At 72.0% G+C, this 23,115-nt stretch carries 26 protein-coding genes; 15 read left to right on the top strand and 11 right to left on the bottom strand.

The window, feature by feature from the left end:
• Positions 1–22 precede the first annotated feature (22 nt).
• From ACWGUG_RS07330 to ACWGUG_RS07350, 5 genes are read left to right on the top strand one after another with little or no spacing between them, the layout of a single operon-like run.
• On the top strand, positions 23–967 hold the full coding sequence (locus ACWGUG_RS07330) for a siderophore-interacting protein (RefSeq protein WP_452324318.1): 945 nt from the start codon (positions 23–25) through the stop codon (positions 965–967).
• On the top strand, positions 964–1,974 hold the full coding sequence (locus ACWGUG_RS07335) for a FecCD family ABC transporter permease (protein ID WP_336397873.1): 1,011 nt from the start codon (positions 964–966) through the stop codon (positions 1,972–1,974). The genes ACWGUG_RS07330 and ACWGUG_RS07335 overlap by 4 nt, the downstream gene beginning before the upstream one ends.
• On the top strand, positions 1,971–2,987 hold the full coding sequence (locus ACWGUG_RS07340; protein WP_336397874.1) for a FecCD family ABC transporter permease: 1,017 nt from the start codon (positions 1,971–1,973) through the stop codon (positions 2,985–2,987). The genes ACWGUG_RS07335 and ACWGUG_RS07340 overlap by 4 nt, the downstream gene beginning before the upstream one ends.
• Positions 2,984–3,808, top strand: coding sequence for an ABC transporter ATP-binding protein (locus tag ACWGUG_RS07345; protein ID WP_336397875.1), 825 nt, complete (start codon positions 2,984–2,986; stop codon positions 3,806–3,808). The genes ACWGUG_RS07340 and ACWGUG_RS07345 overlap by 4 nt, the downstream gene beginning before the upstream one ends.
• Before the next feature lie 21 nt (positions 3,809–3,829).
• The gene (locus ACWGUG_RS07350) at positions 3,830–4,861 is read left to right on the top strand and encodes an ABC transporter substrate-binding protein (RefSeq protein ID WP_452324319.1); all 1,032 of its coding nucleotides are present in this window, start codon (positions 3,830–3,832) and stop codon (positions 4,859–4,861) included.
• 62 nt (positions 4,862–4,923) lie between these two features.
• Here the strand turns inward: ACWGUG_RS07350 and ACWGUG_RS07355 are convergent, their stop codons facing one another.
• Positions 4,924–5,571, bottom strand: coding sequence for a biotin transporter BioY (locus ACWGUG_RS07355; RefSeq protein WP_336397877.1), 648 nt, complete (start codon positions 5,569–5,571; stop codon positions 4,924–4,926).
• Positions 5,572–5,773: 202 nt separating this feature from the next.
• Between ACWGUG_RS07355 and ACWGUG_RS07360 the strand changes: the two genes are divergently transcribed.
• The gene (locus tag ACWGUG_RS07360; protein ID WP_378880642.1) at positions 5,774–7,372 is read left to right on the top strand and encodes an ABC-F family ATP-binding cassette domain-containing protein; all 1,599 of its coding nucleotides are present in this window, start codon (positions 5,774–5,776) and stop codon (positions 7,370–7,372) included.
• Positions 7,373–7,399: 27 nt separating this feature from the next.
• On the opposite strand, the gene ACWGUG_RS07365 is transcribed toward ACWGUG_RS07360, so the two are convergent.
• The 4 genes from ACWGUG_RS07365 to ACWGUG_RS07380 form a co-directional block, all read right to left on the bottom strand.
• The gene (locus tag ACWGUG_RS07365) at positions 7,400–8,278 is read right to left on the bottom strand and encodes an SURF1 family cytochrome oxidase biogenesis protein (protein WP_452324529.1); all 879 of its coding nucleotides are present in this window, start codon (positions 8,276–8,278) and stop codon (positions 7,400–7,402) included.
• A gap of 17 nt (positions 8,279–8,295) precedes the next feature.
• Positions 8,296–8,526: a hypothetical protein gene (locus ACWGUG_RS07370; RefSeq protein WP_378880644.1), complete on the bottom strand. Its 231-nt coding sequence runs from the start codon at positions 8,524–8,526 to the stop codon at positions 8,296–8,298.
• Entirely contained in the window at positions 8,523–8,891 is a 369-nt protein-coding gene (locus ACWGUG_RS07375; protein ID WP_336397881.1) for a DUF3099 domain-containing protein, read from the bottom strand. Before ACWGUG_RS07375 ends, ACWGUG_RS07370 begins: the two co-directional genes overlap by 4 nt.
• A 66-nt stretch (positions 8,892–8,957) precedes the next feature.
• Positions 8,958–9,461, bottom strand: a complete 504-nt coding sequence (locus ACWGUG_RS07380; protein WP_336397882.1) for a DUF4190 domain-containing protein — start codon at positions 9,459–9,461, stop codon at positions 8,958–8,960.
• Between the two features lie 130 nt (positions 9,462–9,591).
• Here ACWGUG_RS07380 and fabG point away from each other — a divergent pair, with 130 nt between their 5' ends.
• On the top strand, positions 9,592–10,302 hold the full coding sequence (fabG, locus tag ACWGUG_RS07385; protein WP_336397883.1) for a 3-oxoacyl-ACP reductase FabG: 711 nt from the start codon (positions 9,592–9,594) through the stop codon (positions 10,300–10,302).
• Between the two features lie 22 nt (positions 10,303–10,324).
• Here the strand turns inward: fabG and ACWGUG_RS07390 are convergent, their stop codons facing one another.
• From ACWGUG_RS07390 to ACWGUG_RS07400, 3 genes are read right to left on the bottom strand one after another with little or no spacing between them, the layout of a single operon-like run.
• Positions 10,325–11,032: an alpha/beta fold hydrolase gene (locus ACWGUG_RS07390; protein WP_452324320.1), complete on the bottom strand. Its 708-nt coding sequence runs from the start codon at positions 11,030–11,032 to the stop codon at positions 10,325–10,327.
• Between the two features lie 43 nt (positions 11,033–11,075).
• A complete protein-coding gene (serB, locus tag ACWGUG_RS07395) occupies positions 11,076–11,717 on the bottom strand; it encodes a phosphoserine phosphatase SerB (RefSeq protein ID WP_452324321.1) in 642 nt (213 codons plus the stop codon).
• A gap of 43 nt (positions 11,718–11,760) precedes the next feature.
• The gene (locus tag ACWGUG_RS07400; RefSeq protein WP_336397886.1) at positions 11,761–13,005 is read right to left on the bottom strand and encodes a glucose-1-phosphate adenylyltransferase; all 1,245 of its coding nucleotides are present in this window, start codon (positions 13,003–13,005) and stop codon (positions 11,761–11,763) included.
• A 77-nt stretch (positions 13,006–13,082) separates the two neighbouring features.
• Here ACWGUG_RS07400 and glgA point away from each other — a divergent pair, with 77 nt between their 5' ends.
• The 3 genes from glgA to ACWGUG_RS07415 all read left to right on the top strand — a co-directional run bounded on the left by glgA (position 13,083) and on the right by ACWGUG_RS07415 (position 15,459).
• Complete coding sequence (gene glgA, locus ACWGUG_RS07405; protein ID WP_452324322.1) at positions 13,083–14,276, top strand: glycogen synthase; 1,194 nt, start codon at positions 13,083–13,085, stop codon at positions 14,274–14,276.
• Between the two features lie 9 nt (positions 14,277–14,285).
• Positions 14,286–15,071, top strand: coding sequence for an ABC transporter ATP-binding protein (locus ACWGUG_RS07410; RefSeq protein WP_336397888.1), 786 nt, complete (start codon positions 14,286–14,288; stop codon positions 15,069–15,071).
• Positions 15,072–15,207: 136 nt separating this feature from the next.
• Entirely contained in the window at positions 15,208–15,459 is a 252-nt protein-coding gene (locus tag ACWGUG_RS07415; RefSeq protein WP_336397889.1) for a type B 50S ribosomal protein L31, read from the top strand.
• 78 nt (positions 15,460–15,537) lie between these two features.
• On the opposite strand, the gene ACWGUG_RS07420 is transcribed toward ACWGUG_RS07415, so the two are convergent.
• Positions 15,538–16,269 (bottom strand): exonuclease domain-containing protein, encoded by a 732-nt coding sequence (locus ACWGUG_RS07420; RefSeq protein ID WP_452324323.1) that lies wholly within the window; start codon positions 16,267–16,269, stop codon positions 15,538–15,540.
• Between the two features lie 86 nt (positions 16,270–16,355).
• Here ACWGUG_RS07420 and ACWGUG_RS07425 point away from each other — a divergent pair, with 86 nt between their 5' ends.
• On the top strand, positions 16,356–17,255 hold the full coding sequence (locus tag ACWGUG_RS07425; protein WP_336397891.1) for an alpha/beta fold hydrolase: 900 nt from the start codon (positions 16,356–16,358) through the stop codon (positions 17,253–17,255).
• Here ACWGUG_RS07425 and ACWGUG_RS07430 read toward each other — a convergent pair.
• Complete coding sequence (locus ACWGUG_RS07430) at positions 17,215–17,769, bottom strand: CGNR zinc finger domain-containing protein (RefSeq protein ID WP_336397892.1); 555 nt, start codon at positions 17,767–17,769, stop codon at positions 17,215–17,217. The two genes, ACWGUG_RS07425 and ACWGUG_RS07430, sit on opposite strands and share 41 nt — an antisense overlap.
• Positions 17,770–17,844: 75 nt before the next feature.
• Here ACWGUG_RS07430 and ACWGUG_RS07435 point away from each other — a divergent pair, with 75 nt between their 5' ends.
• Positions 17,845–18,840 (top strand): EamA family transporter, encoded by a 996-nt coding sequence (locus ACWGUG_RS07435; RefSeq protein WP_452324324.1) that lies wholly within the window; start codon positions 17,845–17,847, stop codon positions 18,838–18,840.
• Positions 18,841–18,858: 18 nt separating this feature from the next.
• Here the strand turns inward: ACWGUG_RS07435 and ACWGUG_RS07440 are convergent, their stop codons facing one another.
• Positions 18,859–19,329, bottom strand: a complete 471-nt coding sequence (locus tag ACWGUG_RS07440) for an Lrp/AsnC family transcriptional regulator (protein WP_336397894.1) — start codon at positions 19,327–19,329, stop codon at positions 18,859–18,861.
• Positions 19,330–19,494: 165 nt separating this feature from the next.
• On the opposite strand from ACWGUG_RS07440, the gene pdhA reads away from it, so the two are divergent.
• The 3 genes from pdhA to ACWGUG_RS07455 are packed head-to-tail and all read left to right on the top strand — an operon-like array spanning position 19,495 to position 23,062.
• Positions 19,495–20,625 (top strand): pyruvate dehydrogenase (acetyl-transferring) E1 component subunit alpha, encoded by a 1,131-nt coding sequence (gene pdhA, locus ACWGUG_RS07445; RefSeq protein WP_452324325.1) that lies wholly within the window; start codon positions 19,495–19,497, stop codon positions 20,623–20,625.
• Positions 20,626–20,627: 2 nt separating this feature from the next.
• Positions 20,628–21,641, top strand: a complete 1,014-nt coding sequence (locus ACWGUG_RS07450) for an alpha-ketoacid dehydrogenase subunit beta (RefSeq protein WP_336397896.1) — start codon at positions 20,628–20,630, stop codon at positions 21,639–21,641.
• Positions 21,638–23,062 (top strand): dihydrolipoamide acetyltransferase family protein, encoded by a 1,425-nt coding sequence (locus tag ACWGUG_RS07455; RefSeq protein ID WP_452324326.1) that lies wholly within the window; start codon positions 21,638–21,640, stop codon positions 23,060–23,062. The genes ACWGUG_RS07450 and ACWGUG_RS07455 overlap by 4 nt, the downstream gene beginning before the upstream one ends.
• Positions 23,063–23,115 lie beyond the last annotated feature (53 nt).

Below are 23,115 nucleotides of genomic sequence, written 5' to 3' on the forward strand. Positions count from 1 at the left end.
CAGGTAAGGCTAGCCTAACCGGGTGAGCACTTCGACCGAGACCCGCACACGTCCCGCCTATCGTCCCTACCGGACCAGCGTCGTCGCGGTCGAGCGGCTCGCGCCGCACTTCGTGCGCGTGACCTTCACCGGCCCCGACCTCGACGTCTTCGGAACCGCCGGTCTCGACCAGCGGATCAAGCTCATCCTCCCGCTGCCCGACGGCTCCCTCAGCGACATCGGGCAGGACGACCCCGCCGCGGTCGACGACGGGAGCTGGTACCTCCGCTGGCGCTCGGTGCCGGGCGCGTCCCGCAGCCCCCTCCGCACGTACACCGTCCGGCGCATCGACCCCGTCGAGCGCCGGCTGGTGGTGGACTTCGTCGTCCACCACGACGCCGGGCCGGCCGGTTCGTGGGCGGAATCCGCCGCCGCCGGACAGGAGCTCGTCATCGTCGGACCCGACGAGCGCAGCGAGGACCGCCGCTCCGGTCTGGACTGGCATCCCGGTACCGCACAGCGCGTGCTGCTCGCCGGCGACGAGACGGCGACGCCGGCGATCTGCGCCATCCTCGAGTCGCTGGACGACTCCTACGACGTGGACGCCTTCCTCGAGGTCCCCACGGCGGCGGATCGCCTGGACCTCGACGTGCCCGGCCACTTCCGTGTCACGTGGCTCGCCCGCGACGCCCGGCCGCACGGCGAGAGCCTGATGTCCGCGGTGTCGGCCTGGACGGATGCCTCGCCGGACGTCCTCGCCAAGGCCGCGGCGCCGCGGACGCAGGACCTCGTCGACGTCGACGTGGACACCGACCTGCTGTGGGACAGCCCTGCCGACGCCGACGGCGACTTCTACGCATGGATCGCGGGCGAGGCGGCGATGGTCAAGGGACTGCGCCGTCACCTCGTCCAGGGGTGCGGCGTCGACCGCAAGCGCGTCGCGTTCATGGGGTACTGGCGCCTGGGTCAGTCCGAGCGGCAGGAATGACCGGCGCCCGCACGCGGCGCGCGCGGGCCATCTTCGCGGCGGCCCTCGTCGTGCTCGCGATCGCCGTGCTCCTGAGCCTGGCAGTGGGGGCGCGGCCGATACCGCCGTGGGTGGTCTGGGACGCGCTGACCGCGCCGGACCTGACGATGGCGGACCACTCCGTCGTGCTGACGCAGCGCATCCCTCGCACCGTGATCGGGATCCTTGCCGGAGCGGCGCTCGCCGCGGCCGGGGCGGTGATGCAGGGGCTCACGCGCAACCCGCTCGCCGATCCCGGACTGCTGGGCATCAACGCGGGGGCTTCGCTCGCCGTCCTCGCGGCCATCACCCTCCTCGGCATCACCACCCCCGCCGGGTTCGTGTGGTTCGCCTTCGCCGGAGCGGCCGCCGCCGCCGTCCTCGTCGCCGCGATCGGCTCACGCGGGGCGGACGGCTCGAACCCGGCCAAGCTCGCGCTCACGGGCGCCGCCGTCACCGCCGGTCTGACCTCGGTGTCGATCCTCATCCTGACGACGGACATCGTCGCGCTGGAGGTCTACCGCTACTGGTCGGTCGGAGCCCTCACCGCTCGCGGCCTCGACGCCGTCGCCGCGGTGGCCGGGCCGGTCGTCGTCGGGCTCGCGCTGGCGGTCGTCTCGATCCGCGGACTGGACCTGATGGCGCTCGGTGAGGACACGGCGCGCGGCCTCGGCCATGATGTGACGCGCACCCGGGTGGTGGGGATCCTCGCGACGGTGCTGCTCTGCGGCGGGGCGACCGCGATCGCCGGGCCGATCGTGTTCCTCGGCCTGCTGGTCCCGCACGTGCTGCGCGCATTCGTCGGAGACAGCTACCGCGACCTCGTGCTGATCGGCATCCCGCTCGGCGCCGCGGTGCTGGTGCTGGCGGACGTCATCGGACGCGTCATCGCGCCACCGGGGGAGGTCCAGGCGGGCATCGTGGTCGCCTTCCTCGGGGCGCCGATGCTCATCGCCCTCGTCCTGCGGCGGAAGCAGGTCACGCTGTGAGCGTCGTCGAGGCCGTCCGCACGAGGACGCGAACCCGTCGCCGCTGGGTCGTGCTGGCGCTGAGCGCGGTGCTCGTCCTCATCGCCGCGCTCTCGCTCTCGCTCGGGGACTACCCGCTCTCGCCCGATCAGGTCTGGCGGACGCTGTGGGGCGGTGGCGAGCGCGTCGAGGCCTACGTGGTGTTCCAGGTGCGGGCTCCGCGCTTGACGATGGCCCTCACCGCCGGCGCCGCGCTCGGCACCGCGGGTGCGCTGCTCCAGGCGCTGCTGCGCAATCCGCTGGCCAGCCCCGATCTCCTCGGGATCTCGGGCGGCAGCGGCGTGGCGGCGGTGTTCGCCCTGCTGGTGCTGGGGACGACCGGGCCCGTCCTGACGGTCTTCGCGTTCGCGGGCGGCCTCACCGTCGCGGTCCTCCTGCTGTTCGCGGGGCGGGGCCAGCGCGCCGGCGGCTACCGGCTGATCCTCGCCGGCATCGGGGTGGCGTTCCTGTGCACGGCGATCACGAACTTCCTCATGGTGCGCGCGCAGGTGGAGCAGACGCAGACCGCGCTGCTGTGGCTCACGGGAAGCCTGTCCTCCACCCCGTGGTGGCAGGTCGTGACGCTCGTGCTGGTCGGGGTCGCCGCCGTCCCCGCCGTCATCGCGTCCGCCCGCTGGCTCCCGATCAACCAGATGGGACCCGCGACGGCGGCGGGACTCGGCATCCATCCCTCCCGGGTGCAGCTGGTGGCGGTCGGGGCGGCCGTGCTCCTGACCGCTGCGACCTGCGCGTTCATCGGCCCCGTCGGCTTCATCGCGCTGTGCGCGCCGGCGATCGCACGACCGCTGCTCGGGCACGGGGCCATCGGCGTCGGCTCGAGCGCGGTCGTCGGTGCGACGCTGCTCGCCGCCGCCGACCTCGTCGCGCAGTTCGCCATCCCCGGCCTGCAGCTGCCGGTCGGGGTCGTGACGGGTGCGCTCGGCGCCGTCTTCCTCCTGTGGCTTCTCGGCACGTCGAAAGGACGCAACCTGTGAGCACCGACACTCTTTCTCCGCGGCTGGTGGCGCGCGGACTGTCGGCCGGCTACCCGGGTCGACGGGTGATCGAGGATCTCGACCTCACGATCGCCCCGGGTCGCGTCACGATGATCATCGGCGCGAACGCCTGCGGGAAGTCGACGCTGCTGGGCGTGCTCGCCCGTCTCCGCCCCCCGATGGCGGGCACCGTCGAGCTGGACGGCGTCGACGCGACGACCCTGTCGCGGCGGCGGTTCGCGCGAGCGGTCGGCCTGCTGCCTCAGCAGCCGTCGGCGCCCGAGGGGCTCACCGTGGCAGAGCTCGTCTCGCGCGGTCGGCATCCGCACCGAGGCGTGTTCCAACGGTGGAGCCCGGAGGACTCCGCGATCGTGGACTCGGCGCTGGCGAGCACGGGGATGACCGAGCTCGCCGACCGCCCCGTCGGCGACCTCTCCGGCGGCCAGCGGCAGCGCGCGTGGATCGCGATGGCGCTCGCGCAGGACCCGCGGATCCTGCTGCTGGACGAGCCGACCACGTTCCTCGACCTCAGCCACCAGATCGAGGTGCTCGATCTGCTCCGAGAGCTCAACCGCACGCAGGGCACGACGATCGTGGTGGTGCTGCACGAGCTCAACCTGGCGGCGCGATACGCCGACGAGCTCGTCGTCATGTCGCACGGTCGTGTCGTTGCCCATGGCGCGCCCGCCGATGTGCTGACGGCGGAGGTGGTCGCCGAGGCCTTCTCGCTCGACGCCTTGGTCATGCCGGACCCGCTGACCGGCACCCCGCTGATCGTCCCCGTCCCCGGCGGCGCCCACAGCGCCGCCGACCACGCCTGACACCATCGAAAGGAACACCACATGTCACGCAAGCTCACCCGTGGCGCCACCGGCGCGGCTGCGGTCGCGGCGCTGGCCCTGACCCTCGCCGCGTGCGCGGGCGCGCCCGCCGCCGAGACGTCGGCCGACGAGGGGTCCGAGACCGGCGCCTACCCGCTGACGATCCCGAGCGCGCTCGGCGACGCCGTGATCGAATCCGCGCCGACCCGCGTCGCGACGTGGGGATGGGGCGCGACCGACGCGGTCCTGGCGCTGGGAGTCGTCCCTGTCGCGATCCCGTCCGACGACTACTCCGGCGGCGACGACCGCATGGCTCCGTGGGTGGCGGACGGGCTGGAGGGGCTCGGCGGGGAGGCGCCGGCGATCCTCGACAACTCGACCTACGAGCTCTCGGTCGAGGAGCTGCTCGCCACCGACCCGGACGTGCTCCTGGCGCCCTACTCGGGTCTCACGCAGGACGAGTTCGACGCCGTGACCGAGGCGGGCGTGCCGGTCGTCGCGTACCCCGACGGTCCGTGGACCACCCCGTGGCGCGATGTCGTCACGATCGTCGGTGAGGCGCTGGGCAAGGAGGACGAGGCCGAGCAGGTGCTCGAGGACCTCGACGCGATGGTCGCCGAGGCGGCTGCGGCGCATCCCGAGTTCGCCGAGTCGACGATCGCCGTTCCCACGGAGTCGGCGGGCACCTACTACCTGTACCTGGCCTCCGACCCGCGCGTCGAGATCCTCGAGGACCTCGGATTCCAGACGCCCGCGAGCGTCGCCGACCTCGACACGGGGGAGAGCACGTTCTACACCACGGTCAGCCCGGAGAACCTCGACCGGATCGATGCCGACGTCATCCTGACGTTCGCGGAGACGCAGGACGCGCTCGACGCGTTCCTGGGCTCAGATGCGGGCAAGCTCATCCCCGCCGTGCAGAGCGGCGCGGTCGCCTCGCTCGTGGGCGCCGAAGACGTCTCGGCGCTGTCGCCCACGCCGCTGACGCTGCCGTGGGGGCTGGACGCCCTCGTGGAGAAGCTCGCCACGGCGACCGCCGTCGCGCAGGGCTGACGCCTGGAACAAGGGGAGCCCCGGCCGATCGGCCGGGGCTCCCTCGTCGTCCGAGCGCGGGATCACTCCTTGGAGGCGTCGGCCTTGCGCACCAGCGCCCACGCGCCGGGGATGATCGCGGCGGCGAGGGCCGCCTTGATCAGGCCGCCGAGGATGAAGGGCAGCAGCCCCACCTCGAGCAGGCCGGCGAAGGAGTAGTCCAGCCCCATCACGACGTTGAGGATGAACGCCATGTAGGGGATGCCGAAGAGGAAGGGCACGATGCTCGCGGCGGCGAAGCCGATGAAGGCGAGGGCGGGGCGCCGATCCCATGCGCGCTCGGCGAACCAGCCGGCGACGAACGCCGAGACGATGAACCCGATGACGAAGCCGAAGCTGGGCTTGCCGACGGCGGCGAGGGTCCCGGTGAAGCCGGCGAACACGGGGAGGCCCGCGAGGCCCACGAGCATGTAGGTCGTGAGGGCCGCCGCGCCGCGCCAGGCGCCGAGTGCGGCGCCGACGACGATGACGCCCAGCGTCTGTCCGGTGATGGGGACGGGCCAGAGGGGGATCTCGACCTGGGCGAGGAGGGCGACGACGGCGGCGCCGGCGATGACGAGCCCGGCGTCGAGGGCGAAGGCGCGGGCGCGGGAGGACGGGCGGGCGATGACGTCTGCGAGCACGCGGCGCGCGCCTGCGGCGGCGGTCGGGACGGCGGCGATGGATGACATGGGACTCAGCCTAGGGGGCGACGGATGCCGCTAGTTGGACGCAGTCCACCAATGATCGGCCGATCCGCTGTCCGGCTTCCACACCCGCCGAGGTGAGGGCTGCGGTGCGAGGGCGGGACGATCGCCGGCCGACGAAGGCCCGTATACTGGATGGCTGGCCACTCGGCCGCCCCACCACCCACCGACGGAACGGACATCCGCTGTGCTCGCCGTGCACGACCTCGAGATCCGCGTGGGCGCGCGCGTGCTCATGTCGGACGTCTCCTTCCGCGTCTCCGATGGCGACAAGATCGGCCTCGTCGGGCGCAACGGCGCCGGCAAGACGACGCTCACGAAGGTGCTCGCGGGCGACCTCATCCCCGCGGACGGCAAGGTCGAGCGCTCCGGCGAGCTGGGCTACCTGCCGCAGGACCCGCGCTCCGGCGACCCCGAGATGCTCGCGCGAACGCGCATCCTCGACGCGCGCGGCCTCGGCACGCTCGCGATCGGCATGCACGAGGCATCCCTCGCCATGGGCGACGGCGACGAGGCCGTCGCCGCGAAGGCGATGCGCCGGTACGCGAACCTCACCGAGCGCTTCGAGGCGCTGGGCGGCTATGCGGCCGAGGCGGAGGCGGCCTCGATCGCGCACAACCTGTCGCTGCCCGACCGCATCCTCGACCAGCCGCTGAAGACCCTCTCGGGCGGTCAGCGGCGGCGCATCGAGCTCGCGCGCATCCTCTTCTCGGACGCGCAGACGATGATCCTCGACGAGCCCACCAACCACCTCGACGCCGACAGCGTCGTCTGGCTGCGCGAGTTCCTCAAGGGCTACAAGGGCGGGCTCATCGTCATCAGCCACGACGTCGAGCTGGTCGGCGAGACGGTCAACCGCGTGTTCTACCTCGACGCGAACCGCCAGGTCATCGACGTCTACAACATGAACTGGAAGAACTACCTGCGCCAACGGGTGGCCGACGAGGAGCGCCGCAAGAAGGAGCGCGCCAACGTCGAGAAGAAGGCCACCGTGCTCCAGCAGCAGGCGGCGCGGTTCGGAGCGAAGGCGTCCAAGGCCGCGGCGGCCCACCAGATGGTGGCCCGCGCCGAGAAGATGCTCGCCGGGCTCGACGAGGTGCGTCAGGAGGAGCGCGTGGCCAAGCTGCGCTTCCCGAAGCCTGCGCCCTGCGGCAAGACGCCGCTCATGGCGTCGGGCCTGTCGAAGTCGTACGGCTCGCTCGAGATCTTCACCGACGTCGACCTCGCGATCGACCGCGGCTCGAAGGTCGTCATCCTCGGTCTCAACGGCGCCGGCAAGACGACGCTGCTGCGCATCCTCGCCGGTGTCGACCAGCCCGACACGGGGCAGCTCGAGCCGGGCCACGGGCTCAAGATCGGCTACTACGCGCAGGAGCACGAGAACCTGGACGTCTCGCGGTCGGTGCTCGAGAACATGATGTCCGCCGCGCCCGACATCACCGCCACCGACGCGCGCAAGGTGCTCGGATCGTTCCTGTTCACCGGCGACGACGTGCTCAAGCCGGCCGGCGTGCTGTCCGGCGGCGAGAAGACGCGCCTCTCGCTCGCGACGCTCGTGGTGTCGTCCGCGAACATGCTGCTGCTCGACGAGCCCACGAACAACCTCGACCCCGCCTCGCGCGAAGAGATCCTCGGTGCGCTCGCGCACTACGAGGGCGCCGTGGTGCTGGTGTCGCACGACGAGGGCGCTGTCGAGGCGCTCAACCCCGAGCGCGTGCTCATCCTGCCCGACGGCGTCGAGGACATCTGGGGCCGCGACTACGCCGACCTGGTCACCCTCGCGTAGCGTCCGCGCCGCCGCATGCCGGCGACGTCAGCGCCCGGCGGCGTCCAGCAGGGCGTCCTCGTCCTCCGCATCGCGATCACGCCGGCGGCGCGATGGCGCCGCGGCCGCGGCATCCGTCGCCTCCGCCCTCTCAGCGGGCACGTCCTCCGCGTCCTCCGCGTCCTCGCGGCGGTGGCGGCGTTCCGTGCGGATGACGTAGCCGATGAAGACGAAGCCCATGATCGCGAACAGGATCCACTGGATGGCGTACGACAGGTGCGGACCGGGGTCGTCCGACGGCGCCTCCAGTGCGTTGGGCGTACTCGCCGGCGCGGGCTCCTCCGAGACCATCACGCCGTAGGCACTGCGCTCGAGGGCGTCACCGGCCGCGGGGGAGAGGCTCTCGGCGACGAGGCCGAGGTTGATCGTCGGCACCTGTCCGTCGGGCGCGCCGCGGCCCGACGCCGGGAGAGGCTCGCCCGGCCGGAGCCGGACGACGACCGTCGCGGGACCGTCGGGTGGAGCGGGCACGGCGTCCGGCACGGGCTGATCCTGCCCGGGCGGCACCCACCCGCGATCCACCAGGAGCACGCGGCCGTCATCGACCCGGAACGGCACGAGCACCTCGAACGCCGACGTGCCGCCGTGCGGACGGTTGCGCACCAGCAGCGCGTCGTCGGCGAGGTACGTCCCGCGAAGGACGACCGGACGCCACTCGTCCGCCGGGTCGAGCCCGTCGCCGTCGGCGATGAGCTCTGCCAGCGGGACCGCGTCGGCGTCGTAGTTGCGCTCCACCAGCTCGAGCTGGGCGGATCGCTCCTGGTTGCGCGAGAACTGCCAGTTGGACAGGAACGCGCACGCGATCGCGAAGACGACGGCCAGGGTGATGTAGATCGCCCACCGCCCCGCGCGCGGGAGATTCTGCATGCTCACCGAGCGCCCGCTCATCGCGCGGCCTCCGTGGGAAGAAGGGGGTCCACCGAGAGCGGGAAATCCCGTGCGGCGAGGAACTCCCGGAGGTAGCCGACGTGCTCGTCGCACGCGACCCACGTCTTGCGGCGATCGGCGGCGTGGATGCGCGGGTTGCGCCAGTCGATCCGCCAGCGCGCAGCGGCGCGGCATCCTGTCCGCGAGCACATCGCGTCGGCGACCTGATCGGGCTCGGGGAGGCTCATGCGCTCCGGTCCGTCGTGTCGTCGGCCGCCGGACGCGACTCCTCGATGCGGATGACCCGCGGCGGCGAGGGCTCCGCGGGCGGCGCGGAGGACGGCGCCGGCAGCGCGGGCTCGGGGTCCTCTCGGCGGTTGCGACGGCTCTCCTGTCCGACGTTGGCCGAGACGACGGCGATATAGGGCAGGAAGATCGCGCCGGCGGCGAACACCCACGTGTACCAGCCGTACGGCGTGATGACGACCATCAGGATGAAGCACGCGACGCGGATGCCCATCATCACGAGATACCGCGCCGACCGCGCGCCGACCTCGTCGCGCGGTGCGCGCGGCAGGGATGTCGCAGACGGGGCGTTGCCTGAACTCTTCACGGTACTTCCAGCGTACGCCGGTTGCACCGTGCGGGCGCCCGGGGAGCGGCTCCCCGGGCGCCTCCGTCAGACGCTTCCGCCGGACTGCTGGTAGATCGCCGCGAAGAACGAGAAGAACACGATGGCGGCGATGATGCCGAGGATGGTGAGGCCCAGGCCGACCCACCCGACGATGGTGCCCGCCAGCGCCATGCCGCGGCCCTGCTCGCCGCTCGTCTTGAGCTGGTTGAGCGACATGTGGCCCGTGATCACTCCGACGATCGACCCGATGAAGGGGAGGATGACGAAGCTCGCGATCGACGAAATGAGGGAGACGATCGCCAGCGTGTTGGTCTTCGCCGGCGCGCCGTAGCCGTAGCCGTACGACGGAGCCGATCCGTAGGCCTGCGTCGAGCCGTACGCGGCTCCGGGGGCGGCGGCCGGGTCCGAGCCGTAGGCCGGCGGGTACGCACCCTGCGAGGCGGGAGGGTACGCGCCGGGCGACGCCTGCGCCGGGGACGGCGGGGGCGGGACCGGCGGGTAGGAACCGGGCTCGGGGTTCTGGGGGCTCTGCGGGGTGCTGTCGCTCACGGCGAGGCCTTTCTCGATGTCTGGCTCCAGCGTCCCAGCGGCGGTCGGGGGTGTCAAACGCGACCGGGCGGGGCCCTCGCGCGCCGATAGGCTGGTGCGGATCCGCCCGCTCACCCCTGGGAGTACCACCATGTCCAGCGATCGCGTCGTCCTCGTCACCGGCGGCAACCGCGGCATCGGCCGCGCCATCGCCGAGCGCTTCGTCGCGGAGGGCTACCGCGTCGCCGTCACGGCGCGGTCAGGTGAGGGCCCCGAAGGCACCCTCACGGTGCGCGCGGATGTGACGGATGCCGCAGCCGTCGACGCCGCCTTCACCGAGGTCGAGAAGGCGCTCGGACCGGTGGAGATCGTCGTCGCCAACGCCGGCATCACCAAGGACACGCTGCTGCTGCGCATGACCGAGGACGACTTCGACAGCGTCATCGCCACCAACCTCGGCGGCACCTTCCGTGTGGTCAAGCGGGCCTCCAAGGGGATGCTCCGCGCCCGCTGGGGCCGCGTCGTGCTGATCTCGAGCGTCGTCGGCCTCTACGGCTCCGCCGGGCAGATCAACTACGCCGCCTCCAAGAGCGCCCTCGTCGGCTTCGCCCGGTCGCTCACGCGCGAGCTCGGGGGCCGCGGCATCACCGCGAACGTCGTGGCGCCGGGCTTCATCGAGACGGACATGACGGCCGAGCTCTCCGACGAGACGCAGGCCGAGTACAAGAAGAACATCCCCGCCGGCCGCTTCGCCTCGGCCGAGGAGGTGGCGGGCGTCGTGGCGTGGATCGCGTCGGACGACGCGGCGTACATCTCCGGCGCCGTCATCCCGGTCGACGGCGGCCTCGGCATGGGGCACTGACCTCCGCGAGCCCGTCGACGGGTCAGCCGATGGCCCGCAGGATCGCCTCTGCCACTGCGCCGGGACGCGAGAACTGCGGCCAGTGACCGGTCGGGTCGCCGTCTGCTCCGAGCTGGATGATGTCGAGCTGCCGCAGCGCCGCGAGTTCGGCCGCCCACCGCGGCGCGGCCGCGATGATCTCGCGGATCTGCGCCTCGCTCACCGTTCCGGTGATGATCGTTGCGGGCACGGAGCGCCGGCGCTCGTCGGACAGGTGGATCGGGTCGGTGGGCACGCGCGCGGGAACCGAGCGGGTGCGGGCCGCGGCATCCGCCCTCGTCTGCGGGTCGAGGTCGGCGACGTCGAGCTCGTCGAAGAAGTCCCACCCCGGGAACGGGATCACCCCGTCGACGACGGGAAACTCCGACACGGACCCGCCGTCGGAAGGAGGGAAGGTGTCGAGGAAGACCACGCGCGCGACACGCTCGGGGCGGGCATCCACTGCGCCGTAGGCGACATTGCCCCCGCCGGAATGCCCGACCAGCACGATCTCGCCGTCGAGCCGGTCGACCGCCGCGACCGCCGCCTCGACCCAGTCGGCGATGCCGATCCCGGCGGACTCGTCGGCCGGCGCGCCGACTCCGGGCATGGTGAGCGGGTGCGTGCGATGGCCTGCCGACTCGAGCGCCGGGGCGACGTCGCCCCACGACGCCGCGTCGAGCCACAGTCCGGGTATGAGGATGATGTGCATGGCGCCGACGCTACGCCTCGCCGCCGACATCGCGCGAGGACCGTCAGGGCAGCAGCGGGATGACCTCGGCGAGGTCCACCGGTCCGACGACGACATCGGCGCGGGCGCGCACCGCCGGCTTCGCGTTGAACGCGACACCCAGGCCCGCGACCGCCATCATCTCGAGATCGTTCGCGCCGTCGCCGATCGCGATGGTGCGTGCCAGCGGGACGGCGCGCTCGGTCGCCCACTCCCGCAGGGCGGCGGCCTTGCCCGAGGCATCCACGATCTCCCCGTCGACGACGCCGCTGAGAACCCCGTCGCGCGTGGCGAGACGATTCGCGCGCCACACGTCGACGCCGAGCTGCGGCGCCACGGTGTCGAGGATCTCGTGGAAGCCTCCCGACACCACCCCGACGGCCCCGCCCCGGTCGTGCACCGCCTCGATCAGCTCGACGACGCCCGGCGTCGGCTCGATGCGGGCCCGCACCCGGGCGAACGCCGCGAGCGGCACGCCCTCCAGCACGCGCACGCGCGAGCGCAGGCTGGTCGCGAAGTCGACCTCGCCGCGCATCGCGGCCTCGGTCGCCGCGGCGACCTCCGGTCCGCGGCCCGCCTCGTCGGCGATCAGCTCGATGACCTCGTTGCGGATGAGCGTCGAGTCGGCGTCGAGGACGACCAGGAAGCGGGCGGGCGCTGCGGGCATGACTCCACGCTAGCGGGACGCGGATGCCGCTCCCGACCGCCCGTCATCGTTCGACGCGCACGCCCTTGCCGACCACCGTGATGCCGCTGTCGGTCACCGTGAAGCCGCGGGCCAGGTCCTTCTCCCGGTCGACCCCGACGGTCGCGCCGTCCTCGAGCCAGACGTTCTTGTCGAGGATCGCGCGGTGCACGCGCGCCCCGGCACCGACGTGCACGTAGTCGAACAGGACGGAGTCGGTGATCGTGGAACCGCCGCCGGCGAGCGTCCACGGCCCCACCACGCTGCGCTCGAGGTGCGTGCCCGACAGCACCGATCCGAGCGAGACGATCGAGTCGATCGCGTTGCCGATGCGGCCCACCGAGTCGCGCACGAACTTCGCCGGCGGGGAGTTGACCGCCTGCGAGTGGATCGGCCAGTCGGTGTTGTAGAGGTTGAAGATCGGCAGCGTCGAGATGAGGTCGCGGTGCGCGTCGAAGAACGAGTCGATCGTTCCCACGTCCCGCCAGTAGTACCGGTCGCGGTCGGTGGACCCCGGCACCTCGTTGCGGTTCATGTCGTAGACGCCCGCCTCGCCGCGCTGCACGAAGTAGGGGACGATGTCTCCGCCCATGTCGTGGTTGGAGGTCGCCAGCTCGCCGTCGTGCTCGACCGCCTCGATGAGCGCGTCGGTGTTGAAGATGTAGTTGCCCATCGACGCGAGCACCTCGTGAGGCGCGTCGGCCAGCCCCACGGGACTCTGCGGCTTCTCGAGGAAGTCGCGGATCCGGCCCGGGTCCTCCGGGTCGACGTCGATGACGCCGAACTGGTTCGCCAGTGCGATCGGCTGCCGGATGCCGGCGACCGTGGCGCGCGCGCCGGACTCGATGTGGGCCGCGAGCATCTGCCGGAAGTCCATGCGGTAGACGTGGTCGGCGCCGATCACGACGACGATGTCGGGCTGCTCGTCGTTGATCAGGTTGAGGCTCTGCAGGATCGCGTCGGCCGAGCCGGAGAACCAGCGCTTGCCGAGGCGCTGCTGGGCAGGCACCGACGCGACGTACGAGTCCAGGAGCGCCGACATCCGCCAGGTCTGGGAGATGTGGCGGTCGAGACTGTGGGACTTGTACTGGGTGAGCACCACGACCTGGCGCAGCCCCGAGTTGATCAGGTTCGAGATCGCGAAGTCGATGAGCCGGTACTGCCCACCGAACGGCACCGCCGGCTTGGCGCGATCCGCGGTCAACGGCATCAGCCGCTTCCCTTCGCCGCCGGCGAGGATGATTCCGAAGACCTTGGGCGCTGCTGGCATGGCACCACCCTAGGCCCGGCGGGTGATTCGGGGGTACCCGTTACACCCGGGCACGCCGGTGTAATAGGTTTCGTGCCATGCGCGTCGACATCGTGACCAAGGAGTACCCGCCGGAGATCTACGGGGGAGCCGGCGTCCACGCCACCGAGCTCGTCAAAGCGCTGCGCGACATGATCGACGTCCGGGTGCGCGCCTTCGGCGCCGACCGCGACGAGGAGGGGACGACGTCCTACGGGGTGCCGTCCGAGCTGGCGGCCGCCAACGCCGCCGTGCAGACGCTCGGCACCGACCTCGAGATCGTGTCGGACGTCGCCGGCGCCGACGTCGTCCACAGCCACACCTGGTACGCGAACTTCGCGGGGCACCTCGCCTCGCTGCTGCACGGCATCCCGCACATCGTCACCGCCCACAGCCTCGAGCCGCTGCGCCCCTGGAAGGCCGAGCAGCTGGGCGGCGGGTACGCGGTCTCCAGCTGGATCGAGAAGACGTCCTACGAGGGCGCGGCCGCGATCGTCGCCGTGAGCGGCGGCATGCGCGCCGACATCCTGCGCAGCTACCCGGCGCTGGACCCCGACCGCGTGCACGTCATCTACAACGGCATCGACGTCGAGGCGTGGCATCCGGTCGAGGACCCGGCTCTGCTGGAGGAGCTCGGGATCGATCCGGCGAGGCCGTCGGTGGTCTTCGTCGGGCGCATCACGCGCCAGAAGGGCCTGCCGTACTTCCTCCGTGCGGCCGAGCGCCTTCCCGCCGACGTGCAGGTGATCCTCGCGGCCGGCGCCCCCGACACCCCGCAGATGATGGCCGAGGTCGAGGGTCTCGTGCGCGGCCTGCAGCAGAGCCGCGACGGCGTCGTGTGGCTGGACCGCATGCTGTCACGCCACGAGCTGTGCACGATCCTGAGCGCCGCGACGACATTCGTCTGCCCGTCGGTGTACGAGCCGCTCGGCATCGTCAACCTCGAGGCGATGGCGTGCGGCGCCGCGGTGGTCGGCACGGCGACCGGCGGCATCCCGGAGGTCGTGGTCGACGGCGTGACGGGGCGCCTCGTGCCCATCGAGCAGGTGCAGGACGGCACCGGCACCCCCACCGATCCCGAGCGCTTCGTCGCGGATCTCGCTCGCGTGCTGACCGAGGTCGTCAGCGATCCCGAGCGTGCCCGCGAGTACGGCGCGGCAGGGCGCCGGAGGGCGACCGAGGAGTTCAGCTGGCGGCGCATCGCCGAGCAGACGGCGGCGCTGTACGCGGAGGTGGCCGCCGGCGGCCGATAGGCTGTCGGCATGCCTGAGGTGCTCGAGTTCTCCGACGTCGTCGTCCGCCGAAACGCTCGGAACATCGTCGATCACCTGAACTGGACGGTCTCCGACGACGAGCGCTGGGTGATCCTCGGGCCGAACGGCGCCGGCAAGACGACGCTGCTGCAGATGGCCGACACGCTGCTGCACCCGACGTCCGGCACCGTGACGATCCTGGGGGAGCGGCTCGGCCGCACCGACGTCTTCGACCTGCGCCCCCGCATCGGCTTCGCCTCTTCCGCGATGGCCCGTCGGGTGCCCCCGGAGGAGACGGTGCTGAACGTCGTGCTCACCGCGGCTTACTCGGTGCTCGGACGCTGGCGCGAGGACTACGAGGACATCGACGAGCGGCGCGCCCTGCGCGTGCTCGCCGAGTGGAAGCTCGACCATCTCGCCGATCGCACGTTCGGAACGCTCAGCGACGGCGAGCAGAAGCGCGTGCAGATCGCGCGGGCCGTCATGACCGACCCCGAGCTGCTGCTCCTCGACGAGCCCACGGCGAGCCTCGACCTCGGCGCCCGCGAGGAGCTGCTCATCCTGCTGGGCGGGTACGCGCAGGCGCCGACGACGCCGGCGATGATCATGGTCACGCACCACGTCGAGGAGATCCCGGTCGGGTTCACGCACGTCCTGCTGCTGCGCGACGGCCAGGCGGTGGCATCCGGCCCCGTCGGCGAGACCCTCACCGCGGACGCGCTCACCGAGACCTTCGGCGTGCCCATCCGGCTGAGCGAGGACGGCGGCCGCTACGCCGCCCGTGCCGCACACTGACCCGTCCGGCTCGCGCGCCGTGGAACGGCGGTTCGGCGAGCGGGCCCGGGGCTGGTAGACTCGCTCTTTGGTGCGCAAGCACCGCAGACTTTGACCGCCCTGGCAAAATCCAGGGCACCATCCTCAAAGGACCATCATGAAGACTGACATCCACCCGGACTACCAGGCCGTCGTGTTCCGTGACCTCGGCTCGGGCGAGACCTTCCTCACCCGCTCGACGGTGTCGAGCGACAAGACGATCGAGCTCGACGGCGTCGAGTACCCCGTCATCGACGTCGAGATCTCGTCGGCCTCGCACCCGTTCTACACGGGCAAGCAGCGCATCATGGACTCGGCCGGCCGCGTCGAGAAGTTCAACCAGCGCTTCAAGAACTTCGGCACCAAGTAAGCCGCCGCGCATCGGACCGTCGACGGTCCGCCGCCCCGGAAGACCCCGCCCCGCGCGGGGTCTTCTGCGTGTGCGGCGTCAGCGGATCGGCCAGCGGCCATCGAGCCGGTCGTCGGGGTCGATGCGCCCGACGCGGATGAAGTACTCCGTCAGGCTCTCGGCCTGCGCGCGGGCCCACCCGATCTGCCGGGTGTGGAGCTCGTGCACGGTCGTGGGGAGCCAGGGCGCGAAGCGCTCGGCGAGGGCCTGCGCGACGCGGCCCGCCGCCACGGCGTCCGCCGAGGCCTCGTGGGCGGCGTCGAGGCGCACCGCGTAGTGGGCGGCGACGACCTCGAGCGTGCGCTTGCCCCGGCGCCAGCGGTCGTACGCCTTGTCGACGACGAGCGGGTCGATCACCGGCGACGGGCTCTCGATGGGCGGGACGCCGTGGCGCAGCGCCTCGTACTTCAGCATCGAGAAATCGAAGGGCGCGTTGTAGGCGACCACCGGGATGCCGGCGTCGAGCAGGGCGCGCAGCGCCGTCACGACCTCGTCGACGACCTCGCGCGCGCCGCGCCCGTGGAGGCGGGCGTGCGCCGTGGAGATGCCGTGGATGGCGCTGGCCCCGTCGGGGATCTCGACCCCCGGATCGGCGAGCCAGTCGCGGGCGCGGATCACCCCGCCCTCGGCGTCGAGGAGCCCGACGTGCGCGGTGACGATGCGGTCGGCCGTGACGTCGACCCCCGTGGTCTCGAGGTCGAAGACCCCGACCACTTGGAGCCACTCCGGGACATCCCACAACGCCAGCTGATCGGGATGCCGGTGGCTCATGCCGCTCACGGTATGCGCCGGCTCCGACATCCCGGGTCAGGCGCTCCGCGCGATGCGGGCACGCGGCGGGCTCGTAGACTCGACGGGTGACCTCCGTCAACCCGTACGCGCGTCTGCTCGATGAGATCCCCGTCGAGCGGCACGAGGCGAGCGTGCTGGGAGGGACCACCGCGTACTGGGTCTACGGGCCGGCCGACGCGCCGACCACGATCGTCGCGGTTCACGGGTTCCGCGGCGAGCACCACGGTCTCGAACCGGTGGTGGCGCACCTTCCCGGTATCCGCGTCATCTCACCCGATCTGCCCGGGTTCGGCGAGACGCCGCCCGTCCCCGGCCGCACGCACGACCTCGAGCTGTATGCGCAGTGGCTGGAGGAGTTCGCGCGTGCCGTCGCCCCCGGCGCCGTGATCCTCGGTCACTCGTTCGGGTCGATCGTGGTGGCGGCCGCCGTGGCGGGCGGGCTGGACACCCCGCGGGTGATCCTCGTCAACCCCATCGGCGCCCCCGCGCTGGAGGGGCCGCGGGGCATCCTCACGCGGCTCGCGGTGTTCTACTACTGGGCAGGAGCGCGGCTTCCCCGGCGGCTGGGCGAGGCGCTGCTGCGCAACGGCCTGATCGTGCGCGTGATGAGCGAGTCGATGGCCAAGACCAGGGATCGCGGCATCCGTCGCTTCGTGCACGATCAGCACGACACCTACTTCTCGCGCTTCGCCGATCGCGACGTGCTGCGCGACGCGTTCGTCGCGTCGGTCTCGCACGACGTGCGCGCGTTCGCCCCGCGCATCGCGCAGCCGACGCTGCTGGTCGCGGCGCAGCGCGACGACATCACCCCCATCGAGGCGGAGCGGCGCCTGGCGACCATGTTCCCGGCGGCGGAGCTCGTGGAGATCGCCGACGTGGGGCACCTCATCCACTACGAGACGCCGGCGACCGCGGCCGGCGCCATCACGCGGTTTCTCGCGCCTTCCGACGCCGGTACGCGTTGACGTTCATCCGGTTGCCGCAGTTGCCGGTGTCGCAGTAGCGCTTCGAGCCGTTCTTCGAGTAGTCCACGTAGACGCCGTCGCAGTCGTCGGCCGCGCAGATCCGCACGCGGTCGTACTCGTCGGCACGGATGACGTCGACGAAGGCCATCGCCGCCTCGACGAGGACCCGCGTGGCCAGCGGTGCGTCGTCGCTCGTGGCGTGGACATGCCAGTCGAACCCGTCGTGGATGACGAGGCGGGGGAGGGCGTGCCCGTCGCGGAGCATCCCGTTCACGAGCGGCACCGCGCCGTCGCGGTCGACCTCCCAGAGCCGGCGCAGCCGCGGCCGGATGGCGCGCAGGGCCGACAGCTCGGTCTCGTCGCGCCGGATCGCTCCCGTGTAGGGGTTCACCCGCAGGTACTCCTCGAAGTCGTCGGCGGTGGTGAGGGTGTCGTCGCCGTCGCGTCCGGGCATCGTGTTGACCAGATACGCGGCGGCGCGCAGGCTCTGCTGCGTGTCATGGATGAAAACCATGTTGACTCCTGACGTCCGACGCGAGTACCGTCACCAGTGTAAGCACGTTTCACTCCTGACAGTCGGATGCCGCCCATGACCGCCTCGACCGCGCCCCTCCCCGTCATCGCCCCCGGCGCGGCCGTCGCCTCCGGCGCTCGGCTGCGCACGACCGGGCTGCTGCTCGGCATCGCGTCCGCGCTCGCGTTCTCGTCGAGCGGTCCGTTCGTCAAACCCCTGCTCGAGGCGGGCTGGTCGCTCGGGGCGGCGCTGCTCGTGCGCATGGGGGTCGCGGGGCTCGTCCTGTCGCCGGCGCTGCTGCTCGCGATGAGGCGGCAGCCGGGGTTCCTGCGGCGGCACTGGCGGCTCATCGTGGGATTCGGCCTGATGCCGGTGCTCGGCTGCCAGCTGTTCTTCTTCTCCGCCATGCAGCGGATGCCCGTGGCCGTCGCGCTGCTGATCCAGTACCTCGCGCCGGTCATGCTCGTCGCCGCCGTCTGGCTGCGCACCCGCCGGCGCCCGTCCGGCCTCGTGCTGTGGGGGTCCGTCGTCGCGATCGCCGGCCTGGTGCTCGTCGTCGACATCTCCGGGGCGTCGTTCGACCTGCTGGGCACGCTGTTCGCGCTCGCGGCGGCCGTGTGCGTGTGCGCGTACTTCGTGATCTCGGAGCGGACCGGCGACGACCTTCCGCCCCTCGCGCTGGCGGCGAGCGGTCTGCTGACGGGCGCGCTGGTGATGGGCCTGCTGTGCCTCACCGGCCTCATGCCGTTCCGGGCGCCGGCCGTCGACGTCGTCCTCGCCGGCGTGGAAGTGCCGTGGTGGATGCCGATCCTCTGGGTCGCCGGCGTCGCCACGACGCTCGGCTACGCGTTCGGCGTCATGGCCGTCCCGCGCATCGGCTCACGGGTGGCGTCCTTCGTCGGGCTGTCGGAGGTGCTGTTCGCGCTCGCGTTCGCCTGGATCTTCCTCGCGGAGGTGCCCGCGCCCATCCAGTTCGTGGGCGGTGCGCTCCTCCTCGCGGGCGTGGTGCTCGTGCGCGCCGATGCGTCCTCGAGCGGGAATCCGAGGGGCGAGGCGGCGCTCATCTCCTGACCGCGCCTTCGCCGGCGATCACTCGCGTCGCGCGAGCTCCATCAGCGGCGTGACGCGGTGGGGGATGACCTCGCCCATGACGAGCGAGGTCTCGGTGCGCTCGACGCCCTCGATCGCGAGGATGCGGGCGTCGGTGTCGAAGAGGTGCTGCGTGTCGCGGCACGCGACCCGCACCAGCAGGTCGACCTGACCCGACAGGCCGTGCGCCTGGACGACCTCCGGCACGCGCGCGAGCTCCACTGCGATGCGGGGCAGATCCGCCTGGCGCACGATGACGCTGATGAACGCCTCGATGGGAAAGCCGAGCGAGGCGGAGGAGATGGCGCGCTCGTACGAGAGGAAGACGCCCGCGCGCTCGAGCCGGGCCATCCTCGCCTGCACGGTGTTGCGCGACAGTCCGAGCCGCTCCGCGAGGGCGACGACGGTCGCGCGGGGGTCCGCGGAGAGCGCGGCGAGAAGCTCCAGGTCGACGTGATCGAGGGCACCCATAGTGCGAAACGTTAGCACGCCTCCGGGGGGTGATAGTTGTCAACATGCTCAAGTCGAACGCAGATGCTTGAGCGAGGTGCCTGGCGGACGTAGCCTCGAATCAGTCGGCGACGAAGCCGGCGCACGCGAAGCGGCTCCTCACGAGGGGGCCCGCAACGAGGAGTGATGACGATGACGCACACCCTGACCCCGACAGCGGATCTCGCCACCGACATCGACGATGTCGCGCGGCTGCTCACCCCCGACGGCGAGCGCATCGCCGACCCCGAACTGGACCGCTGGGTGGCCGACGTCGACGCGGCCGCGCTGCGCGGCCTGTACCGGGACATGGTCCTGCTCCGGCGCATCGACACGGAGGGCGTGGCCCTGCAGCGCCAGGGCCAGCTGGCTCTCTGGCCGCCGTGCCAGGGCCAGGAGGCCACGCAGATCGGCACCGCCAGAGCGCTCCGCGCCGACGACTTCGCCTTCCCGAGCTACCGCGAGACGGGCGTGGTGTACGCGCGCGGCGGAAAGCCCTCCGACTTCGTCCTCGCCTGGCGCGGCGAGGAGCACTCCACCTACAACCCGTACGAGCTCAACACGGCGACCCAGCAGATCATCATCGGCGCGCAGGCGCTCCACGCCGTCGGGTACGCGATGGGCATCCAGCGCGACGGCACCGACCAGGTCTCCGTCGCGTACTTCGGCGACGGCGCGTCCAGCCAGGGCGACGTCAACGAGGCGATGGTCTTCGCGTCGTCCTTCGGCGCACCGGTCGTCTTCGTCTGCACCAACAACCAGTGGGCGATCTCCGAGCCCGTCACCGTGCAGGCGAAGTTCCCGATCGCCGGCCGCGCGCCGGGCTTCGGCATCCCGAGCATGCGCATCGACGGCAATGACGTCCTCGCGTGCCTCGCCGCCATGCGCTGGGCGATCGACAACGCGCGCCGCGGGAACGGACCGGCCTTCATCGAGGCCGTCACATATCGCATGGGACCGCACACCACGTCGGACGACCCCACGCGCTACCGCGACAAGGAGGAGGTCGAGAAGTGGCGCCGCCGCGACCCGATCTCCCGCGTCGAGGCGCTGCTTCGGACACAGGGCGAGTTCGACGAGGCCTTCGTCGCGAGCGTCGAGGCCGACGCCGACGCCCTGGCCGCCTCGGTGCGCGAGGCCGTCATGACCGCCTCGACGCGCGCGCCGATCACCGTCCTGGACGACGTCTACGCCGAGCCCCATTCGGGCATCGACGAGCAGCGCGAGTGGTTCGGCGCCTACCTCGACGGGTTCGCCCCGGCGGCAGAGGGGGCGTGACGATGGTGCAGCTGACGATGGCCAAGGCCATCAACGAAGGGCTCCGCCGTGCGATGGCCGACGACCCGAAGGTGCTCGTGATGGGCGAGGACATCGGGAAGCTCGGCGGCGTGTTCCGCATCACCGACGGTCTGCAGGCCGAGTTCGGCGCGCAGCGCGTGGTCGACACACCGCTGGCCGAGGCGGGCATCATGGGCACGGCCGTCGGCCTCGCGTTCCGCGGCTACCGTCCGGTCGTCGAGATCCAGTTCGACGGGTTCGTGTATCCGGCGTTCGACCAGATCGTGTGCCAGGTGGCCAAGCTCCACTACCGCACCCGCGGCAACGTGACGATGCCGATCACGATCCGCATCCCCTGGGCGGGGGGCGTCGGCGCAGCCGAGCATCACTCCGAGTCCCCCGAGGCCTACTTCGTCCACACCTCCGGCCTCCGGGTGATCGCCGTGTCCAATCCGCAGGACGCGTACGTCATGCTGCGCCAGGCGATCGCCTCCGACGACCCCGTGGTCTACTTCGAGCCGAAGCGCCTGTACCACTCCAAGGGCGAGGTCGATCTGGACGTGCAGCTCGCCGATGCGCCGCCGATGGGCCTCGCGCGCGTCGCGCGGGAGGGGAGCGACGTGACGCTGCTGACGTACGGCTCGCAGGTCGGGACCGCCCTCGACGCCGCCACCGCGGCCGAGGACGACGGCGTCTCGATCGAGGTGATCGACCTGCGTTCGATCTCGCCGGTGGACTACCGCACCGTGACGGCATCCGTCCGCAAGACCGGCCGGGTCGTCGTCACGCACGAGGCCGCGCGCGAGGCGGGCGTGGGCGCCGAGCTGATCGCGAGCGTGACCGAGCGCTGCTTCAACTACCTCGAGGCCGCGCCGCAGCGCGTCACCGGGCACGACATCCCCTACCCGCCCGCGAAGCTGGAGAAGCACCACCTTCCCGACCTCGACCGCATCCTCGACGCCGTCGATCGCGTGATGGACCGCCCGAACAGCCTCTCGGGGGTGCTGGACTCATGACCCAGGACTTCCGACTCCCCGATCTGGGCGAAGGCCTGCCCGAGGCCGAGCTGGTGCAGTGGATGGTCGCGGTGGGTGACACCGTGACGCTCAACCAGACGATCGCCGAGGTCGAGACCGCGAAGGCGGTCGTCGAGCTGCCGTCGCCGCACGCCGGCACCGTCACGGCGCTCCACGCCGAGCCCGGCGACGTCATCGCCGTCGGATCGGTGCTCATCTCCTTCGACACCGCGGCGACGGATGCCTCGCCCTCGGCGCCCGCCCAGGAGGCCGGCGTCGTGCACCCCGACACCTCGGCCCCCGCGGTCGAGGCGTCACGGCGGCCGGAGCCGGTTGAGGCGGCCGAGCAGGGCCAGCCGAACCTCGTCGGGTACGGCGCGGCCCCGCGAGGCTCCGCCCGCCCGCAGCGCCGTGCGCGCGTCGCCGCCTCGGCCGCCGCGGCGTCCGACACGGCGGTGCTCGAGGCGGCGCCGCACGACGCCATCCAGCTCGGCGACGTCGAGCGCCCGATCGAGCGGCCGCGCTCGACGCCGCCGGTGCGCAAGTACGCCAAGCAGCTGGGCATCGACCTGGCCCTCGTGGAGGCCACGGGGGCGTCGGGCGTGATCACGCGGGCCGACGTCGAGGCGTATGCGACGCGGGTCGGGGCGGTCGCCGCCGAGCCGGCCGCCGCCGAGCCGGTCGAGGCGTTCGAGCCGCCGCGCCCCGTCGCCGCCGGCGAACGGACCACGCGCACCCCGATCCGCGGGGTGCGCCGGCTCACCGCCGACGCCATGGTGCGCAGCGCCTTCACCGCGCCGCACGTCACGACGTTCCTCACCGCCGACGTGACCGCGACGAGCGAGTTCATCGCCTCGCTGAAGGCGGACCGGGCACTGCAGGAGCACCGGATCGGCATCATGGCCGTCGCCGCCAAGGCCGTTTGCCTGGCACTCGCGCGGCACCCGGGACTGAACTCCCGCTGGGACGAGCAGGCCGGCGAGATCGTCGAGCACCACTACGTCAACCTCGGCATCGCGGCCGCCACCGGCCGCGGCCTGGTGGTGCCGAACATCCGCGACGCGCAGGAGCTGAATCTGGCCGAGCTCGCCGACGCGATCCGGGCTCTCGCCGAGACCGCGCGCGCCGGCAAGACGGCACCCGCCGACATGATGGGCGGCACCTTCTCGATCACGAACGTCGGCGTGTTCGGGGTGGATGCGGGCACCCCGATCATCAACCCGGGCGAGGCCGGAATCCTCGCGCTGGGGGCGGTGAGGCGCCAGCCGTGGGAGCACCGCGGTGAGATCGCGCTGCGCGACGTGATGACGCTGGCGCTGTCGTTCGACCACCGTCTCGTCGACGGGGAGCAGGGGTCCCGGTTCCTCGTGGAGGTGGCCGACATCCTCCGTGAGCCGGGGAGGGCGATGCTCCTGCAGTGAGCGGTCTGCCGCCGCCGGAGGCCTGCCGCGCAGCGGCGTCGCCGGTGGCGGCA

It is taken from the genome of Microbacterium sp. NPDC055455, from assembly GCF_053619935.1.

What these genes read in the sequence shown, in the direction of transcription:
- ACWGUG_RS07400 (WP_336397886.1), bottom strand. Translation starts at nt 13,005, where the DNA reads ATGCCAGCAGCGCCCAAGGTCTTCGGAATCATCCTCGCCGGCGGCGAA.
- ACWGUG_RS07440 (WP_336397894.1), bottom strand. Translation starts at nt 19,329, where the DNA reads ATGGGTGCCCTCGATCACGTCGACCTGGAGCTTCTCGCCGCGCTCTCC.
- ACWGUG_RS07350 (WP_452324319.1), top strand. Translation starts at nt 3,830, where the DNA reads ATGTCACGCAAGCTCACCCGTGGCGCCACCGGCGCGGCTGCGGTCGCG.
- ACWGUG_RS07435 (WP_452324324.1), top strand. Translation starts at nt 17,845, where the DNA reads ATGACCGCCTCGACCGCGCCCCTCCCCGTCATCGCCCCCGGCGCGGCC.
- ACWGUG_RS07410 (WP_336397888.1), top strand. Translation starts at nt 14,286, where the DNA reads ATGCCTGAGGTGCTCGAGTTCTCCGACGTCGTCGTCCGCCGAAACGCT.
- ACWGUG_RS07390 (WP_452324320.1), bottom strand. Translation starts at nt 11,032, where the DNA reads ATGCACATCATCCTCATACCCGGACTGTGGCTCGACGCGGCGTCGTGG.
- ACWGUG_RS07365 (WP_452324529.1), bottom strand. Translation starts at nt 8,278, where the DNA reads ATGCAGAATCTCCCGCGCGCGGGGCGGTGGGCGATCTACATCACCCTG.
- ACWGUG_RS07370 (WP_378880644.1), bottom strand. Translation starts at nt 8,526, where the DNA reads ATGAGCCTCCCCGAGCCCGATCAGGTCGCCGACGCGATGTGCTCGCGG.
- serB (WP_452324321.1), bottom strand. Translation starts at nt 11,717, where the DNA reads ATGCCCGCAGCGCCCGCCCGCTTCCTGGTCGTCCTCGACGCCGACTCG.
- glgA (WP_452324322.1), top strand. Translation starts at nt 13,083, where the DNA reads ATGCGCGTCGACATCGTGACCAAGGAGTACCCGCCGGAGATCTACGGG.
- fabG (WP_336397883.1), top strand. Translation starts at nt 9,592, where the DNA reads ATGTCCAGCGATCGCGTCGTCCTCGTCACCGGCGGCAACCGCGGCATC.
- pdhA (WP_452324325.1), top strand. Translation starts at nt 19,495, where the DNA reads ATGACGATGACGCACACCCTGACCCCGACAGCGGATCTCGCCACCGAC.
- ACWGUG_RS07430 (WP_336397892.1), bottom strand. Translation starts at nt 17,769, where the DNA reads ATGGTTTTCATCCATGACACGCAGCAGAGCCTGCGCGCCGCCGCGTAT.
- ACWGUG_RS07415 (WP_336397889.1), top strand. Translation starts at nt 15,208, where the DNA reads ATGAAGACTGACATCCACCCGGACTACCAGGCCGTCGTGTTCCGTGAC.
- ACWGUG_RS07355 (WP_336397877.1), bottom strand. Translation starts at nt 5,571, where the DNA reads ATGTCATCCATCGCCGCCGTCCCGACCGCCGCCGCAGGCGCGCGCCGC.
- ACWGUG_RS07450 (WP_336397896.1), top strand. Translation starts at nt 20,628, where the DNA reads ATGGTGCAGCTGACGATGGCCAAGGCCATCAACGAAGGGCTCCGCCGT.
- ACWGUG_RS07335 (WP_336397873.1), top strand. Translation starts at nt 964, where the DNA reads ATGACCGGCGCCCGCACGCGGCGCGCGCGGGCCATCTTCGCGGCGGCC.
- ACWGUG_RS07455 (WP_452324326.1), top strand. Translation starts at nt 21,638, where the DNA reads ATGACCCAGGACTTCCGACTCCCCGATCTGGGCGAAGGCCTGCCCGAG.
- ACWGUG_RS07420 (WP_452324323.1), bottom strand. Translation starts at nt 16,269, where the DNA reads ATGAGCCACCGGCATCCCGATCAGCTGGCGTTGTGGGATGTCCCGGAG.